The sequence below is a fragment of the Cognatiyoonia koreensis genome (genome assembly GCF_900109295.1).
Classification (GTDB): domain Bacteria; phylum Pseudomonadota; class Alphaproteobacteria; order Rhodobacterales; family Rhodobacteraceae; genus Cognatiyoonia; species Cognatiyoonia koreensis.
Genome location: NZ_FOIZ01000001.1, coordinates 608,117 through 625,077, shown reverse-complemented (window position 1 = coordinate 625,077; position 16,961 = coordinate 608,117). Strand labels below are relative to the sequence as shown.

The 16,961-nt window shown below is 58.3% G+C and carries 14 protein-coding genes and 1 tRNA gene; 7 read left to right on the top strand and 8 right to left on the bottom strand.

Annotated features, from left to right (window positions below; all coding sequences use genetic code 11):
• Positions 1 to 83: 83 nt before the first annotated feature.
• From BMY44_RS03065 to BMY44_RS03050, 5 genes are all read right to left on the bottom strand, one after another.
• Positions 84 to 1,031: a DMT family transporter gene (locus BMY44_RS03065; protein ID WP_089990118.1), complete on the bottom strand. Its 948-nt coding sequence runs from the start codon at positions 1,029 to 1,031 to the stop codon at positions 84 to 86.
• Positions 1,032 to 1,144: 113 nt separating this feature from the next.
• Complete coding sequence (locus tag BMY44_RS18435) at positions 1,145 to 1,267, bottom strand: hypothetical protein (protein ID WP_278246561.1); 123 nt, start codon at positions 1,265 to 1,267, stop codon at positions 1,145 to 1,147.
• An 87-nt stretch (positions 1,268 to 1,354) separates the two neighbouring features.
• Positions 1,355 to 2,098, bottom strand: coding sequence for a transferrin-binding protein-like solute binding protein (locus tag BMY44_RS03060; RefSeq protein WP_089990116.1), 744 nt, complete (start codon positions 2,096 to 2,098; stop codon positions 1,355 to 1,357).
• 12 nt (positions 2,099 to 2,110) lie between these two features.
• Positions 2,111 to 5,665, bottom strand: coding sequence for a calcium-binding protein (locus BMY44_RS18050; protein WP_110521938.1), 3,555 nt, complete (start codon positions 5,663 to 5,665; stop codon positions 2,111 to 2,113).
• 421 nt (positions 5,666 to 6,086) lie between these two features.
• A tRNA-Ser gene (locus tag BMY44_RS03050) sits at positions 6,087 to 6,176 on the bottom strand.
• Positions 6,177 to 6,443: 267 nt separating this feature from the next.
• Between BMY44_RS03050 and BMY44_RS03045 the strand changes: the two genes are divergently transcribed.
• The 7 genes from BMY44_RS03045 (at position 6,444) to BMY44_RS03015 (ending at position 12,877) form a co-directional block, all read left to right on the top strand.
• A complete protein-coding gene (locus tag BMY44_RS03045; protein ID WP_242650471.1) occupies positions 6,444 to 7,346 on the top strand; it encodes an SPOR domain-containing protein in 903 nt (300 codons plus the stop codon).
• A 17-nt stretch (positions 7,347 to 7,363) separates the two neighbouring features.
• Positions 7,364 to 8,551 (top strand): D-alanyl-D-alanine carboxypeptidase family protein, encoded by a 1,188-nt coding sequence (locus BMY44_RS03040; RefSeq protein WP_089990112.1) that lies wholly within the window; start codon positions 7,364 to 7,366, stop codon positions 8,549 to 8,551.
• Entirely contained in the window at positions 8,552 to 9,157 is a 606-nt protein-coding gene (gene tmk, locus BMY44_RS03035) for a dTMP kinase (protein ID WP_089990109.1), read from the top strand.
• A complete protein-coding gene (locus tag BMY44_RS03030) occupies positions 9,154 to 10,275 on the top strand; it encodes a DNA polymerase III subunit delta' (protein WP_089990107.1) in 1,122 nt (373 codons plus the stop codon). The genes tmk and BMY44_RS03030 overlap by 4 nt, the downstream gene beginning before the upstream one ends.
• 13 nt (positions 10,276 to 10,288) lie before the next feature.
• Positions 10,289 to 11,074 (top strand): TatD family hydrolase, encoded by a 786-nt coding sequence (locus BMY44_RS03025; protein ID WP_089990104.1) that lies wholly within the window; start codon positions 10,289 to 10,291, stop codon positions 11,072 to 11,074.
• Complete coding sequence (locus BMY44_RS03020) at positions 11,071 to 11,868, top strand: MBL fold metallo-hydrolase (protein WP_089990101.1); 798 nt, start codon at positions 11,071 to 11,073, stop codon at positions 11,866 to 11,868. Before BMY44_RS03025 ends, BMY44_RS03020 begins: the two co-directional genes overlap by 4 nt.
• Before the next feature lie 79 nt (positions 11,869 to 11,947).
• Positions 11,948 to 12,877: an AEC family transporter gene (locus tag BMY44_RS03015; protein WP_089990098.1), complete on the top strand. Its 930-nt coding sequence runs from the start codon at positions 11,948 to 11,950 to the stop codon at positions 12,875 to 12,877.
• Here the strand turns inward: BMY44_RS03015 and BMY44_RS03010 are convergent.
• The 3 genes from BMY44_RS03010 to BMY44_RS03000 form a co-directional block, all read right to left on the bottom strand.
• Entirely contained in the window at positions 12,874 to 14,097 is a 1,224-nt protein-coding gene (locus BMY44_RS03010) for an ABC transporter permease (RefSeq protein ID WP_089990096.1), read from the bottom strand. The two genes, BMY44_RS03015 and BMY44_RS03010, sit on opposite strands and share 4 nt — an antisense overlap.
• Before the next feature lie 4 nt (positions 14,098 to 14,101).
• On the bottom strand, positions 14,102 to 15,730 hold the full coding sequence (locus tag BMY44_RS03005) for an ABC transporter permease (RefSeq protein ID WP_089990094.1): 1,629 nt from the start codon (positions 15,728 to 15,730) through the stop codon (positions 14,102 to 14,104).
• Between the two features lie 89 nt (positions 15,731 to 15,819).
• Positions 15,820 to 16,929, bottom strand: a complete 1,110-nt coding sequence (locus BMY44_RS03000; protein ID WP_089990090.1) for an extracellular solute-binding protein — start codon at positions 16,927 to 16,929, stop codon at positions 15,820 to 15,822.
• Positions 16,930 to 16,961 lie beyond the last annotated feature (32 nt).

Sequence of the window (16,961 nt, the reverse complement as noted above, 5' to 3'; positions counted from 1 at the left end):
CGCTCAACTTGAATAGAATGCGTGCCGGTTGCGGGCTCATACCCCGCAATCCCGACATCGGCGCACATCCGACCTGATTTCTCTCAGCCTTGGCGTTTGGGCGTTTGTCGTTTGGCGATCTGGTTCTCGCGCCAGACAGTATAAAGACCGGACCCGAGTATCAGCGCGATCCCGACCCATGCCACAAGGTCGGGCCATTCATCGAAGATCAGCATGCCTAACAGGATCGACAACGGCAGAGCGAGGTATTCGAACGGTGCCACAAGAGCGGCTTCGCCCAACCGGTAGGCATGGCTGATAAAATAACCACCCACGGACGCGAAGACGCCAAGAACAAGTAGGTAAGGCAGATCGGCACGGGTCGGCATGACCCAGGCGCGAAACAGGAAGTCGAGCGACGGGTCGCTATCGCCTGCAAATTTTCCATCGCCCATAATCAATCCCAACGCCAGCGTCGCGACGATGAACATCAACTGGATGTAGAACACCATTGAAACTGCACTTTCGGTGTCACGCAGATACCGTGTCATGATGTGCAATCCACCGTATCCAAACGCAGCAGCAATTGGCAAAAGCGATGCAAGCTGGAAACTGGTTGTGCCGGGCCGCAGGATGATAAGGACGCCGAGCATGCCCACAGCCACAGCGGCCCAGCGGCGCGTGCCGACGATCTCTCCCAAAAACAACACGGAAAAAATGGTGATAATAAAAGGGGAAACGAAAAACAGGGCGACGGCATCTGCAAGCGGAAGTGCCGCGAGGCCAAGGAAAAAAGTCATGTTGGCAAAGAACACCATGCCGGCCCGCGCCATCTGCGCGCCAAGGCGTCCGGTTTTCAACGCCGCAAGGCCGCCCTGAAAGGGCACCATTAGAAGCAGCACCACCGACATACCCACAAGAGAACGGATCAATACGATCTGATGGAGCGCGTAGCCGCCTGAAAGAAATTTCATCGTGACGTCGTTCAAAGAGAACAAAGTCACCGCAATCGCTGCGAAAAGGGGCCCAAGTGTTGCAGGGGATAGCTTCATTCTCTGGACGCTAAGCCTGTCTTAAGCCAGCGTCCAGCGTCTGACGTTGATGTGCAATTGCATGCTATTTCACGCCACGTTCTAAAACGGCTCTCTTCCGCCATCCCCGTCAGTCAGTGTTGCGCTTCGGCGATATAGACCTGCGCTGCAATTGGATCAGCAACTGTTCCTGTTTCCAGTGCAAGACACAGAACGAATACAAGACGGATATTCCCATCTCTGCATGGCCTGCTCATGCTGCTGTCACCCGACACTGCGACACCGGAGAGGTTTCATCGCATAAAGAAGGTGCCTTCACCGAAGACACCTTCCTATTCACTTAATTACTGAAAAGCGATGAAACCGCCATTGATCGCAGCGGCATCGCCTGTGATCTCGAGGCTCCCGCCCACTTCGTCAGCGTCCGGTCCAAAGAGTGTGCCTCTGACACCGCCGGGGGCCCCAGCGGAAAAGGCATCCGTTTCATCGGTATCAACTGTAGCTTCACCGCCTCTGAGCCGGTTTCCATCCAGATCGATATCCGAGATTTCGATGCTTCCGAAGTCATCGACCGCATCGGGAGCGGACAGACCTGTCGCCTGCGTACCTGACAATTCGTCAAGCGTCAGATCGGCACGGCCACTTGCGAAACTGACATCGACGGATGCATCGCCAGTCAGATCAAAGACACCTTCGGGCGCGGTCACAACCACGATCGAACTGCCTGAATAAGACGCGCTACCACTTGGGATGTCGCGGCGATCTGTGCTGACCCCATAGGCCCCGAACGCGGACTCTGCGCCGCTTAGAACGAACAGACGAGAGTATTCATTGTCCAGACCGCTAAGCGACATCGTCGCTCCGGACGGGAACGTCACACTATCGCCAGCCGCATTGATCTGTCCTTCCTCACCATTGAAGGTCAGTGTATTGGTGTCGCGATCAAACGACGCGCTGGCACCGGCGACAGTCGATGCAACAGGCGTTTCACCCGTCCCGTCCAATGCAACATAAACCTTGTCTGGATCACCACCGCCCGAGCAGCCAGCAGCAAATCCGATTGCGAAAAGAGCATAAAACTTATTCATTGTCCGTTCCTTTTAGACGAGTTCGAAGTTGTCAGCGGTCAGGTCACTGGCCTGTATACCGACAATCAGAATATTTGTGCCGTCACTCGCGAATACCGCACCTTCGGATGTGTCGGTGACAGCGCCAAGGGCAGCATCTTCATCGGCAAAGCTGAATCCGACCAACTGGATGATGTCCGCATCGACGTCAAAGTCGCGACCGTTCGCGGTGGCAGTGCGGTTGGCGTAATTGATTTCAAGCTCGGCAATCACGTCATCACCGGCCTCTGTTGTGAACACAAAGGTATCCGCGCCCAACCCGCCTTCAAGGAAGTCGTTTCCAGCTCCGCCGATCAGTATATCGTTGCCGCCAATGATATCGCTGATATCCCCGACCAGAACGTCATTCCCGGATCCGCCCTGCAAGGCATCTGATCCGATACCGCCAGTAAGAACATCCCTGCCCTCGCCGCCGGACAGAACGCCATCTTCGCTATAGTTGGCAAGAATATCATTGCCGCCTTCACCCGCTTGCAGGTTCGAACCAGCCGAGTCGACGATTTTGTCATTACCGGCACCGCCACGCAGCACATCGTTACCGTCGCCGCCTGACACCTTGTCGTTGCCATCACCAGCAAGCACGAGGTCATCGCCGGCACCGGCGTTGATCGTGTCGTTGCCTGCTTCACCAAAGATCGCCTCGGCAGAGGCTCCGCCGTTCAACGTATTGGCTTTAGCATCACCTCTGATGGCAGTCGCCTCGATGATCGCAGGCTTGTCAGCCGAAGTCTCGGCCTTGCTGCTTGTCGTTGCCGCAAAACCTGTCGCCGCCGCACCGGCCGCAGCCGCTGCAACACCCAGACCTGCTTCAGCCTCTGCCTCAGCTTCGACTTCTGCTTCTGCCTGCGTGCCGCTGACAGCCTCCGACCCTTCGGGGCTTGTGGCTGTCATGGACTCGCTCCCTTCGGAACCGGACCCTTCGGATGACTCACTACCTACTGGCTCGGACGCAAGCGTGAACGTCGGCACGGCGTTTGAATCATACGCAAATGTGTCGAGCGAATAATCAAGGATCACCGAGAAGTCGCCCTCAGCTTCAATCTCGAATTCGTTCTCGCTGCCATCGCTCAGCGGCGTCCCAGCCAGCGCGACCGCAGCGGCCACACCGCGACCTTCAATATCCCACGCCGCGGCGTAGGCTTCGATTGTGCCTGCAGAACCGCTTTCAGGTAGCACGACGTAGGTGGTCACCCGCGCCCCTGCTGCAGCTGCGGCAGCTGCGGCGTTCTTTGTTGCGCCGACAGCCGAGTCGGCCTTGATCCCTTCGTAGCCGGCGGCACCTGCAGCCGCTGCTGCGGCCCCCGCGCCAATGCCAACCTCGGCTTCAGCCTCGGCTTCGGTTTCGACTTCGAACACACGGCCATCGCCGTCGCCTTTTGGCGCGCTGATGGCCGCATGTGAGAACTTGTCCGATGGTGCATCAAAGACGGTTGTGCTGGTCGCCGATGACGATGCGGCACCCAAAAGCGTGTCATTGCCATAGGTATGACCAAGGGTTGCAACGGCGGCAACTCCCGCGGCGGCGGCGTTTACGCCAACCTCGGCTTCGGCTTCAACTTCCGCTTCGGCTTCGATCTCCAGTTCAATTGGCTCTAGACCATCCTCTGATCTGTTGGCCGTCGGGCCTTCAAAGTCGGGGGACAGGTTTTCGACAACCCGGTCTGTCACCATCACACCGCTGGTCGGCAAATCTGGACCGCTGCCAGAGACCAGCTGAACTTGCGCTTCAGATGTGCTTTCGCCGGTCGTGTCCGTCGTCGTTGCAGCGCCCGCAACGCTATTTCCCAGCGCCGTTTCCGGCGCGCTGGCTTCTGCCTCACTTTCAACTTCGGCTTCAGCTTCCGCCTCTGCCTCGTCAAGCGAACCTAACGCGCGCGCAGCCAGAACTTCTTCGGCGCGATCAAAATCAGGATCGGAAAGCTGGCCCTGTATCTGGGTCAGGTCATTGTTGATCATGAACTGACCAGTGTGACCGTAAGTTGATGCCGAACCCGACGTGCTTGCGGCGGCGCGGGCGTCAGACCCGATACCTGCGGCACCACTTCCGCCGGACGCAATCACAGCGACTGCGGCAGCGTTGTTCCCGACTTCCGCCTCGACTTCTGCTTCGGCTTCAGCTTCTGCCTCTGCTTCGCTTTCAAAATCCAGATCGGATGGCGGGGTACTTGTATCCGGGGTCGGATCTGTAACGTCCGATGTGATTTCCTCGTCATCGACTGTCGCCGTGCCCTTTGCACGCACGATGCGGATATCATCAACATCTGCGGGCGAAGCAAGCAGGACGCCACTTAAAAGCTCTGCAATCGACTCGTATGTTCCAACACTTGTCGCGGTTCCAGCAGATGTATCTGCGTCACCAATCGCATAATTACCGACGATCGCCGCACCGACACCGCCACTGGCAGCCGCTGCCGCCACCCCGTCACCAGCTTCAGCTTCGGCTTCCGCCTCGGCTTCGACTTCTACTTCGGACTCAGCTTCGGCAGCACCTTCCTGCGGCGCAATCGCGACACGCGTGATGCCTTCGCGTTCTTCGGTTTGCCCAGCGGCAGTTTGATTGGCTACAAGCCCGTCTGCTGCGCGGTTTTCGGTCGTCGCAACGGACGTGGAACTGGCACCGTCCAATGCAGCAAAGACATCCGTCAAAAAGACATCACCGTTGCCGCCAAGACCAGAACCGACCGAGGCAAGTGAGATCGACGTTCCCGCCACCGCAGCGGCACTCCCATTCCCGATGTCCGCCTCGGCCTCTGACTCCACTTCACTTTCTGCTTCAGCTTCGATCTCGGCTTCAGACTCTCCAAGTGGAGAGTCCGTCTTGATCTGCACGATGGTATTGGTCGTTCCTGGCTGGCTGTCGAATTCATCGTTGCCGGTCTCTGGCAAGAACGGTGTGTTTTCAGACGCTTCACCGTTTGCCGCTGTCGCGATTGATCCGCTTGCCAGCGTGTAGGTCAATGCGTTGGAGCCCGAAGCAGCCGCTGCAGCCCCAAATGCGCCTGCCGCTGTCGCAACACCGTCTGCCGCTCCGGCCTCGGCTTCGGACTCAGACTCTGCTTCGGCTTCGCTTTCAGCTTCGAATTCGAACTCCGACCCAAGCGTTTCGCGGCGATCTCCATCGGTCGTCGTGCCACCGCCATCAACCACAAGGTTCCCGTCGGAAGACCCCTCGCCCGTCGCGCTGCCATCTGCAGCAACACGTGTTTGGAATACGGTGACGTTCAAAAGCGTCGAGTCGACTGCTGTGCCGCTGCCGTCAAATGCGGTCGCTTCGATTTCAAGAGGTCCGGTCTGCCATTTGTAATCTGCAGATTCGTCGGGCCCCAATGTCAGGGCAAATGGCTCTTCTGTGATCGTGAAAATCTGATCGTTAAAGCGATACTCGATCCGGCTGACGCTGTCCTCAACCGAAGATTTCGTGTCGGGCACAATCAATACCGTCCCGAGTGCTTGAATGGAAAGTTCGCTACCGGACCCAAAATCGTTGATGCGGTCGCCGGTTGCGGGGTCTACAAAGAATAATTTCATTTATTGCTCTTTCTCGTTCAAACTCGGGCTTCGGTGCGCCAGACATCGCACCCAAACGCCCGATCACATCGCGGATCACGTCTGGAACTAACAGTATGTTGTGGCTTGAGATGGGCCTTGTCCCCACGTGTTTCTGTCCACCGACACAAGCGGTTTTTGTTGGTCGGCTTTCCTCAGCCCTTTGGAGATGAACCAGGAATGTCATCGTTAGTTCCGAAAAAATGTCAAAAACAGGGATTATCGGGGTTCACGCTAAGAACGCGATCTCGCTTAGCTTGAATCGAAGCGACCACTGATCAATTGAGAGCAACGCTCTCGCGACTACTGAAAAAATGCAGCTGAAGTGAAAATTCGATCCGACATCGCACAAACAAAAAGGGCCGCACAAAGCGACCCACGATTATTCATTCAGTAAGTGTGGTGGCGGAAGCTCAGGGATTCGAACCCTGGGAGGACTTTCACCCTCGTCGGTTTTCAAGACCGGTGCATTCGACCACTCTGCCAAGCTTCCGTCGCGGGTCTTCTAGCGTGACGCATTTGAGGACGCAAGCACCTTCCCGCAATGGGGATTTTCGCCGACAAAACGGTCGGCGCACTTCCAAAGCGGTGCATAACTGGCTAATGTACGCGCTAAGAGAGCGGCCCGACGAAACGGGTCTCAAACGGCGTGGGTGTCTTTGCGTTCAGAATGGCTGAAAGAACAGCTGCAAAACGCAGGCATCAAAATAAAAGCGAGGGGCGCGCAATGTCAGGCAAGGCACTGATGATACAGGCGAAAATGAGATTCTCTTTTATCTTGGTAGCAGGTTTGGGCTTGGCTGCCTGCGATGAAAACGGCGAATTCGCCATGCCGTCATTCGGTGGTGATGACAGCGAAACCGCGCAAGGTACAGCACCGTCGCTGTCCGCACCCAGTGCGGGTTTGGTGGAACGTGATGTCGAAGCACCAGAGGTGTTCTCTGTATCAGAGACAGGCCTTTGGGACGGACGCCCCTCACTTGGTGGCGTTTGGGTCGCACATCCGGACGTTACCGACCCGGAACGGGTCATCATCCGCAATCAGGCGAACCAGCAATTCGTGATCGGCGCGCTTTTCCGCCGTGAACGCGAAAATCCCGGACCAAGCCTTCAGGTGTCCTCGGATGCAGCCGAAGCGCTTGGCATGCTGGCCGGTGCGCCGACACAGCTCGAAGTGGTTGCACTGCGCCGCGAAGAAGGCCCCGCAGAAGTCGCGTCGACCGCGATCACGAATTTCGATGCACCCGAACAAATCGTGGCCACGCCACTTGATGAAGACGCGGCCCCGACAGCCAGCGGTGACATCGCGGATGCCGCTGCTGCTGCCATCGCTGCCGCATCCGCAGCTTCGGCCGCACAAACCACAGCACCCGCCGCAGCACCGATACCCGCACCTGCGCCGGCACCCGTCGCCGCACCGACGTCTACTTTGGAAAAGCCGTTCATCCAGATCGGTATCTTCAGCGTGGAAGCAAATGCCAACAACACCGCTGATCTTCTGCGCAATGACGGGCTTTCCGCCCGCGTCCTGTCGCAGCAAAGCCAGGGGCGTGCCTTCTGGCGGGTCGTCGTCGGTCCTTCGCCGAACGCAGATGACCGTGCGGCTGTCCTTGCCAAGGTCAAGGCGCTTGGTTTCTCGGACGCCTACTTCGTCACCAACTAACCGGATAGAGGTTCGACATGCGCGCTGCCACACGCACCGTCATTTCCAGTTTGATCGCAGCTTGGCTGCTTGCGCTTGCCACGACCGCAAGCGCGTTCGAAACCCGCGCGTCTGCGGCGTTTATCATCGATCAGACAACAGGCACGATCCTGCTGGAAAAGAACGCTGACGAACCTCTGCCACCGGCCTCCATGTCGAAACTCATGACGATCTACATGGCGTTCGAGGCCGTGGCGGACGGACGCCTGATCATTGATGAAGAACTGCCGGTCTCGGCCCATGCCGCCGGTTATGGCGGGTCGTCGATGTTTCTGGACACGACCGACCGCGTCACCGTCGAGGACCTGTTGCGCGGCGTCATCGTTCTATCCGGCAATGATGCGAGCGCGGTTCTCGCAGAAGCCTTGTCTCCCGACGGGTCCGAGGCCGGCTTCGCCCGCTATATGACCGAGCGTGGCCGCCAAATGGGCATGACCAATTCGACCTTCACCAATTCCAACGGATGGCCAGCGGCCGGGCATCGCATGTCGATGCGCGATCTCGCCCTGCTCGCCGAACGGATCATTGTCGACTATCCTACCTACTACCCACTATTTGCTGAGACCGAATTCGAATTTGACGGTCGCGTGCCGTCCAATTCGCGTAACCGCAATCCGATCCTGCAAATGGGAATTGGTGCTGATGGGTTGAAAACGGGTCATACCCAAGAAGCAGGCTACGGGCTTGTCGGCTCTGCCAAGCAGGGTGATCGGCGCATCATCTTTGTCATCACCGGTTTGGAAACCGCTGAAGAACGCGCGGAGGAATCTGCAAAGATCGTGAATTGGGCGTTCCGCCAGTTTGCACAAAAGGATGTTCTGAAAGCGGGCACCGAAATCGCCCAGGCCGAGGTCTGGATGGGTGAACGGCCCAGTGTCGGCTTGACCGTACCGGAAGATATCTCGCTCCTCGTGCCGGTCCTGTCCGAAGACAAGGTCGATGCAAACATCGTTTATACAGGCCCGATTGAAGCCCCTGTCACAGCCGGACAAGAAGTCGGCGAACTTGTCATTTCGCTTGATGGTCTGCCCGACAACAGGTTTCCGCTTGTCACGACGTCCGCCGTCCCTGCCGGCGGTTTCGAAACGCGCCTGCGGGTTGCGGCCGAAGTCGCCTTTGGCAAGCTGATGGCATGGCGCAACGCCCCTGAAGAAGAACCCGCCTAAGTGGCAGTGGGACGTTTCATCACGTTCGAAGGAATCGACGGTTCTGGTAAATCCACCCAAGCGCGCCGCCTCGCAGACCGCTTGCAGGACGTCGTGCTGACGCGCGAACCCGGCGGAAGCCCCGGTGCCGAAGAAATACGCAAGCTTGTCCTGACCGGCGACCCAGACCGCTGGTCTGCCGAAACCGAAATCCTGCTGTTCACAGCGTCCCGCCGGGATCATCTGGAAAAGACGATCGCACCCGCCCTTGAAGCAGGGAAAACCGTGATCTCCGACCGGTTCGCCGATAGCACCCGCGTCTATCAAGGTGCAACACGCGGTGATCTGCGGCACATGGTCGATAAACTCCACGAACTGATGATCGGGCGTGAACCTGACTTGACCTTCGTGATCGACATGGACCCGGCTGTCGCACTCGAACGCGGCCTAGCACGCAAATCCGGCGAGGACAGGTTCGAAGACTTCGGCCTGCCGTTTCAGGAAACCCTGCGCCACGGCTTCCTTGCCTTGGCCAAAGCACACAAGCGCTGCGTGCTCATCGACGGCAATCGCGATATCGACGATGTCGCCGCCGATGTCGCAACCCAATACGCTGCAAGGACATGAGCGAGGACGCACATCCACAACCGGATCGGATCGAAGGGGCACCCCACCCGCGCGAAACGCAGCGGTTATTCGGTCAGGACGCTGCGGTGCAGGACTTCCTCACCGCCTACAATTCCGGACGGCTCCATTCTGGCTGGCTGATCACCGGTCCGCGTGGCGTCGGCAAGGCAACCCTGGCCTGGAAAATCGCGACATTCCTGCTGTCTGAACAAAAAGACGATGGCCTCTTCGGTGACGCTCCACCGCCGACGTCCCTCGACGTCTCACCCGACAACCCCGAGGCGCGTCTCGTGCAATCCGGTGCGCACCCGCGTCTCTATGTTGTCCGCCGCCCATTTGATGAAAAAGCGGGTAAGCTGAAAACCGAAATCACGGTCGATGCGGTGCGCGGATTGAAAGGGTTTTTCCAGATGTCCGCCACCGACGGCGGCCGCCGCGTCGTCATCGTGGATGCCGCTGACGAACTGAACCGGAACGCAGCCAACGCCATCCTGAAAGAACTCGAAGAACCCCCTGCACGCACGACAATCATGTTGATTGCGCATCAACCGTCGCGGCTGCTGCCGACCATCCGGTCGCGTTGCCGCGAGTTGCGATGCGCACCGCTGTCACCAAACGCTTTGGCAGAAGCGCTCGCACAGGCAGAACAGCACAATGAAGCAAGCGAAGCGCTTGCCGCCTTGTCGGGTGGCTCTGCCGGGGACGCGATCCGACTCCTCAATCACGACGGGTTGCCGCTTTATGGGGCGCTGATTCAGTTGTTTGAAAGTTTGCCGCATGTAAATCGTCCCGCCGCGCTCAAACTGGCGGACAGCTGCACCGGCAAAGGTGCCGAAGTCCGCTTTGGACTGACGCTCGATCTGATCGACCACTTCATCGCCCGCCTTGCGCGGGCAGGTCTGCTCGGTCCGCCCCAGACGCAAGGGGCCAAAGGCGAAGCACTTTTGCTGGCACGCCTTTCCCCGCATGATGGGGCCGCCCGGCAATGGGCCGACCTGCAACACCGGATCAGCGCAAGGGCACGCCACGGCAAGGCCGTCAACCTTGACCCCGCCGCGTTGATCCTTGATATGATTTTCCAGATCGAACAGACGGCGCAAAAGACCGCCGCAGCCTGAAAGCGGCCCTTGCATGAGCGCACCCATACTTGTCGACAGTCACTGCCACCTCGATTTCCCCGATTTCGATGACGAACGGGACGCTGTCATCGCACGCGCGCACGACGCTGGCGTGACGCGAATGGTGACCATCTGCACCAAACTGCGCAATGTGCCAGCGGTGCAGGCCATCGCCGAAAACTACGAGTCCGTCTACTATGCCGCTGGCACCCATCCGATGAGCGTCGCCGACGAACCCATGGCAAGCTATGACGACCTCATGGCGCTTACCACCCATCCAAAGATGGTCGGGATCGGGGAATCCGGCCTCGATTATCACTACACATCCGACAGCGCGGCCGTGCAGCAAGACAGCCTGCGCACGCATATTGCCGCCGCGCGTGACAGCAAACTGCCCCTGATTATTCACGCGCGCAGTGCAGATGAAGACATGGCAAAAATCCTGACTGATGAGTTCAGGAACGGGGCCTACAGCTGCGTCATGCACTGCTTTTCGTCAGGGGCGGCGCTCGCGCAGACGGCACTCGATCTGGGGTTCTATCTCTCCATGTCAGGTATCACGGCCTTTCCGAAATCGCAGGAGCTACGCGATATCTTTGCCGCCGCGCCTGTCGATCGCATCCTTGTCGAAACCGATAGCCCCTACCTCGCCCCGCCTCCCCACCGGGGCAAGCGAAACGAACCTGCCTACACCGCGCATACCGCGCGCAAGGGGGCAGAAGTGTTCGGTATGGATTTCGCAGACTTCGCAGCGCAGACAACCGCGAATTTCGACCGCCTGTTCTGGAAGGCAGCATGAGCACGACCTTCACCATTCTCGGCTGCGGATCATCCGGCGGGGTGCCACGCCTTGGCGGGCATTGGGGGGCATGCGACCCTGATAACCCGCGCAATTACCGGCGTCGCTGCTCCATGCTGGTGCAGCGAACCGGGCCGAACGGCACCACGAATGTGCTCATCGACACGACACCCGACATGCGCAGCCAGTTGCTCGACACTGGGGTCGGTGAACTGGACGCCGTGATCTATACGCACTCACATGCCGATCATGTGCATGGCCTCGATGATCTGCGCATGATCGTCTACAACATGCGCCAGCGGCTGCAGGTCTGGGCGGACGGCGACACCGGAAACGCGCTTCTCGACAGGTTCGGCTATGCGTTCGTACAACCAAAAGGGTCGCCCTATCCACCGATCTGCGAATTGAACACGATTGACGGCGACGTCGCGATCGACGGGGCTGGTGGCCCGATCACCTTCGTCCCCTTCGAAGTCGCGCACGGCAGCATCGAAGCACTGGGCTTCCGGATCGGTGACCTTGCCTACCTGCCCGACGTGTCCGAGATTCCCGATGCCGCCTGGGCCAAGCTGGAAAACCTCGACACCTGGATTATCGACGCACTGCGGCGCGACCCGCACCCGACGCATGCGCATCTTGCAAAAACACTCGACTGGATCGCAAAAGCCAAACCGCGGCGGGCGATCCTGACGAACATGCATATTGATCTCGACTATGCGACACTCGAAGCGGAAACACCCGATCACATCACTCCCGCATTCGATGGTTTGCAAATCACGCAGGCAGATCAATGACACGGTCCATCCGTCTTTCTTTGTCCACTCAAACTTCCGCCGGAGGCCTCCTGTATTTCCCTGAAATACAGGATAATGAATGACCGCCCTGCTGGATGTCATCCTGCCGGTCTTTCTTGTGATCGGGTTTGGCTACACTGCCGTCTGGAAAGGTTATTTCAGCGAAAGCGGCGTCGACGGGCTGATGAAATTCACCCAGCACTTCGCGATCCCTTGCCTGCTGTTTCGCGCCATATCAACGCTCGACCTCGGGCAGAACTTCGATATCGCCCTCCTTGGCAGCTTTTATGCCGGGGCCCTGACAGGTTTCGGTGCGGGATACCTTGGCGCGCGCCACATCTTCGGGCGTGACGTCGAAGACAGCATCGCGATCGGGTTCTGCTGCCTGTTCTCGAACTCCGTCCTCCTCGGATTGCCAATCATGGAACGCGCCTACGGACCGAACTCGCTTGAAGCCAACTATGCCATCATCGCGATCCATTCGCCATTTTGCTACGGGGTTGGGATAACGGCGATGGAAATCGCACGCAATCGCGGGGCAAGCGCCTCTGCGCTGCCTGCCAAAGTCCTCAAGGCGATGTTCTCGAACGCACTGATCCTCGGAATCAGTCTTGGTTTTGTTGTGAACCTGACTGGCATCGCCTTGCCAACTGTGTTGACAGACGCGCTCGACCTGATGGTGCGGGCAGCATTGCCCGCCGCGCTTTTTGGCCTTGGGGGCGTACTCTATCAGTACCGCCCCGAAGGCGACATGCGCACAATCCTCTTCGTTGTCGGTGTCTCGCTGATGCTGCATCCGGCAATCGTCTGGACACTTGGGAAAACAACCAACCTTTCGACAGACGCAATGCGCTCGGCCGTAATCACGGCCGCCATGGCCCCAGGCATCAACGCCTATGTCTTTGCGAACATGTACGACCGCGCCAAACGGGTCGCCGCCTCTGCCGTGCTTCTGGGCACCGGCGGATCAATCCTGTCAGCGTGGATCTGGCTGTCCGTCCTGCCTTAGCCGGGCGACATCCCGCGCAAACGCTCTGACCGACGGCGAAGCAATTCAAGCGTGGCCAGCAACAGCACCGACAGCAGCACAAGAATTGTGGCAACAGCCAGAATGGTCGGGCTGATCTGCTCGCGCAGGCCCGTGAACATCTGCCAAGGCAGTGTTTTCTGTGCCGCGGCACCGACGAACAACACGACGACAACCTCGTCAAAGGATGTGATAAACGCGAACAGACCGCCAGAAATGACACCCGGCAGGATCAATGGCATCTGCACGCGGAAAAAGGTCGTCACAGGCGTTGCACCCATATTGGCCGCAGCGCGGGTCAGCGAATTGTCAAATCCGACAAGCGTGGCCGTGACGGTGATAATCACGAACGGAATACCCAAGGCGGCGTGTGCGAGAATGACCTTGATATAACCCGTGAGCGCCTTGGACATGCCAAAGGTGTCTTCCATCCACAGCCCCATCTGGCTGTAGAAAAAGAACATGCCCGTGGCGGAAATGATCAGCGGGACGATCATCGGCGAGATCATGATCGCCATGATCGCCCGGCGAAATGGCACGTGGCTCTGGCTTAGGCCAATCGCGGCAAGCGTGCCAAGGGACACGGAAATCAGCGTCGCGAAAGGCGCAATAATCAGAGAGTTCTTCAGCGGCACCAGCCACGCGTCGTTCGTAAAGAAGTCGCGATAGTGCTTGAGCGAATAACCCTCCGGATCAAGCGCAAGCATTTTTGGCGTGAAGGTAAAAAAGTTCTCGGCGTTGAAGGACAGCGGGATCACGATCAGGATCGGCGCGATCAGGAAGAAAAAGATCAAGCCACAGATCAACCGGAAACCATTGTGCCACAGCACTTGCCCCGTCGTCGCATAAGGCGGAACACCTTTCCGATAGTCACCCAACGACAGCCAGTAGCTACACCATCCGATGATCGCTCCTGCGACAATCCCCGCGACAAATCCCGCAAGCGAACCGAAGATCGCGCCAAGAACAGCGCAAACAACGATCGCTGTAAGCCGGCCACGACCGCGCGGCAGATATGATGACAGGATGAATGAAAGGGCGGCCGCAAGAACAGCCCCCGCGATCAGCCCAACCACTGGTCCCAATCCCGCCGCCTGTCCGCCAAGAAACCCAAGGACCGCGCCCAATGCCGCCGTGATGGGCACTGTGAAGTTCAGTGGATTGTTCTGCGCAACCGCGCGTTCTGCTGCTGTCAGCGCCATGCGGTCAGCCCCCCAACTTCACGTTGTCGATGCCCACGATCCTGTCGTAGAGCCAGTAGAATATCAGCACCAACGCCAGCAGGATCGACCCGAGCGCCGCCGCAAGCCCCCAGTTCAAAGAGGTCGAGATGTGATAGGCGATCCGGTTGGAAATGAAGACACCTTTGGTGCCGCCGACGATTTCCGGCGTGATGTAGTAACCGATCGACAGAATGAAAACGAGGATTGACCCCGCGCCAATACCCGGGACCGACTGCGGAAAATAGACGCGCCAGAAGGCCGTAAAGTTTGTCGCCCCAAGCGATTTCGCGGCCCGCAGATAACTTGGCGGAATCGTCTTCATCACCGAATAAAGCGGCAGGATCATGAACGGCAAAAGGATATGCGTCATCGCGATGATGGTACCGGTGGCATTGTTGATAAGCGCAAGGCGGTTGTCGTCAGCCACGATTCCGATCCACACAAGCAAATCATTGATCACACCTTGATTTTGCAGCAACGCCTTCCATGCCGAGGTACGCACAAGAAGTGACGTCCAGAATGGCAACAGCACAAGGATCATCAACACGTTCGCTGTGCGCATTGGTAGGTTCGCCAGCAGCCATGCGACAGGATAGCCTAGCAATATGCAGGACACCGTAATCACGACGGACATGATCATCGTGCGCAGGAACAGGGTCAGGTAAATGCGTTCGTCCTCAGCGCGCAGTTCCACCCCATCCGGTGTCAGCTGGCGATCAACGGATGTCAGGAAATAGCCGCTGGTGTAGGGACCGCTATAGGTCTGGATTGTTTCCCAGACATCGGTCGACAGCCAGTCCTCGTCGACATCCGCAAAGGCGGCGCGCAAGTCTTCCAGTTCGAAATCAGCGGATACCCCCTGCACTTCAGCCAAAGGAAGTGCGGGCTGCAAACCGGTCAGGTCAGCGTTCGACAGTTCGACAGCCAATGTGTGATAGATGATCGGCCATACGTCTTCCTCGGCTGGGTTGTCGCCTTCGGACGCAACGAACCTGACGAAATCGGCGTAGATGCTTGTTGTCTCCGGCAAGACGGCGCGGATGTCGGCATCGGCCGCGAAGGCCGGCACGCGACCTTCTTCACCACCAGCGGACCACTCAGCCAGACGGTCTGCCCAGGTATCAGACCCGAATGTGTTCACCCATGCTGCGGGCTCTGCGAACGCCGGATCAATGTCTTCGAATTGCTCCTGCGCCGTTTCACCGAATTCGTCAACGGCACGTCCAGACTTGCGGAACAGCGATGAAACGCCTGTCAGTTCATAATTCAAACGCGAGCCAAGACGCGTGTGGTCTTTCTTTTCGACCGCAACAACCATGTCCTGCGCGAGCGCACGGAATGTGTCCTGATCCGGCACGTCGGACTGCTCGACCTCCCATGACGCCAATGCGGCGACCGTGCGGGGAAGCGTGTCGGCAACGATGTTGTTCTCGACCGACCGGAACAGCATCTGCCCGATCGGCACAATGAAGGTGATCATGATGAAAAGCAAAAGTGGGGCGATCAACAGCAGCGCGCGGATTTTCTGCCGGCGCAATGCGCGATTGAGGCTGGATTTCAGCGGACGGCCATCTGCCGCCATCATCGGCCCCGATGTAGTTGCGTCTGTCATTCATGTCCCCCTGATGTTGCGCGGGCAACAGTGTCGCCCGTGCACGTTTTTTCAGGCAAAGGACGCACCGGGGCGCGTCCTGCCTTGGCTTATTGTGCCAACCACGCCTGGAACTTGGCGTCCAGGTCGTCGCGATAATCAGCCCACCATTCATAGTTGTAGAGGAAGGTGTTCGTCGCGTTTGCAGGGTCAGTCGGCATGTGCTGCGCCATGTCGATACCCAGGTCAGCGTGCTGGCCGACAAGCGGTGCGGACGACATGCGTGCAGGACCGTACGAGATGTACTTGGACTGGTCAGCAAGGCGCTGTGTGTCTGTCGCAAAGCGGACAAAGTCGAGTGCTCGCGCCTGACGCTCCGGGCTCAGACCGGCTGGAATGATCCAACCGTCAAGGTCAAAGACCTGCGCGTCCCAAAGCATCGCGACCGGCTGGTCCTGCTCTTCGATCAGGCTGAACAGACGACCATTGTAGGTCGAGCCCATGATGACTTCGCCGTCAGCAAGAAGCTGTGGCGTGTCAGCACCGGCGGACCACCAGACGACGCTGTCCTTGACTGTATCCAGCTTGGCAAATGCCTGCGCCTGACCTTCGTCAGTTTCCAGAACGTCATAGATGTCTTCCTTTGCAACACCGTCGCAAAGCAATGCCCATTCCAGGTTGCCGATCGGACGCTTTTCAAGCGAACGCTGGCCCGGATAGGTGTCGGTGTCGAAGATCGCGCAAATGTCTGTTGGTGGCGTGTCACCGACAAGGTCTGTGCGGTAGCCGACTGTCGTGGAATAGACGATCTGCGGAATAAAGCAGTCGGATACGATCAGTTCACCAAAGTCATCGGATGCAGTTGATCCGTCATCACCCGGTGCCAGCATTTCGTCGTGGTCGATTTCCATCGCCAGACCTTCGTCGCACAGACGGATGGCATCAGACGCAACGACGTCAACGACGTCCCACGTGATGTTGCCAGCTTCGTTCATCGCACGCAGCTTTGCCACGGCTTCAGCCGAAGATTCATCCCAGACAGCCGTCACGCCCGGATTCATTTCCAGATATGGCTTGACGTAGGCGTTGTCCTGGCTGGCCTGATAGGCTCCACCCCAACTCACCAGCGTCATGTTAGACGCCATGTGGCCGTCAGCACCAGCCATTGATGCCGCAGCGGACAGGGCCGTTGTTGCCATCAGAGTTTTGGTCAGTTTCATGTAGTTCTCCCGTTAGAATACCCGGTTTAGGT

What these genes read in the sequence shown, in the direction of transcription:
- BMY44_RS03060 (WP_089990116.1), bottom strand. Translation starts at nt 2,098, where the DNA reads ATGAATAAGTTTTATGCTCTTTTCGCAATCGGATTTGCTGCTGGCTGC.
- BMY44_RS03015 (WP_089990098.1), top strand. Translation starts at nt 11,948, where the DNA reads ATGACCGCCCTGCTGGATGTCATCCTGCCGGTCTTTCTTGTGATCGGG.
- BMY44_RS18050 (WP_110521938.1), bottom strand. Translation starts at nt 5,665, where the DNA reads ATGAAATTATTCTTTGTAGACCCCGCAACCGGCGACCGCATCAACGAT.
- BMY44_RS03025 (WP_089990104.1), top strand. Translation starts at nt 10,289, where the DNA reads ATGAGCGCACCCATACTTGTCGACAGTCACTGCCACCTCGATTTCCCC.
- BMY44_RS03030 (WP_089990107.1), top strand. Translation starts at nt 9,154, where the DNA reads ATGAGCGAGGACGCACATCCACAACCGGATCGGATCGAAGGGGCACCC.
- BMY44_RS03000 (WP_089990090.1), bottom strand. Translation starts at nt 16,929, where the DNA reads ATGAAACTGACCAAAACTCTGATGGCAACAACGGCCCTGTCCGCTGCG.
- BMY44_RS18435 (WP_278246561.1), bottom strand. Translation starts at nt 1,267, where the DNA reads ATGAGCAGGCCATGCAGAGATGGGAATATCCGTCTTGTATTCGTTCTG.
- BMY44_RS03065 (WP_089990118.1), bottom strand. Translation starts at nt 1,031, where the DNA reads ATGAAGCTATCCCCTGCAACACTTGGGCCCCTTTTCGCAGCGATTGCG.
- BMY44_RS03005 (WP_089990094.1), bottom strand. Translation starts at nt 15,730, where the DNA reads ATGACAGACGCAACTACATCGGGGCCGATGATGGCGGCAGATGGCCGT.
- BMY44_RS03020 (WP_089990101.1), top strand. Translation starts at nt 11,071, where the DNA reads ATGAGCACGACCTTCACCATTCTCGGCTGCGGATCATCCGGCGGGGTG.
- BMY44_RS03040 (WP_089990112.1), top strand. Translation starts at nt 7,364, where the DNA reads ATGCGCGCTGCCACACGCACCGTCATTTCCAGTTTGATCGCAGCTTGG.
- BMY44_RS03045 (WP_242650471.1), top strand. Translation starts at nt 6,444, where the DNA reads ATGAGATTCTCTTTTATCTTGGTAGCAGGTTTGGGCTTGGCTGCCTGC.
- BMY44_RS03010 (WP_089990096.1), bottom strand. Translation starts at nt 14,097, where the DNA reads ATGGCGCTGACAGCAGCAGAACGCGCGGTTGCGCAGAACAATCCACTG.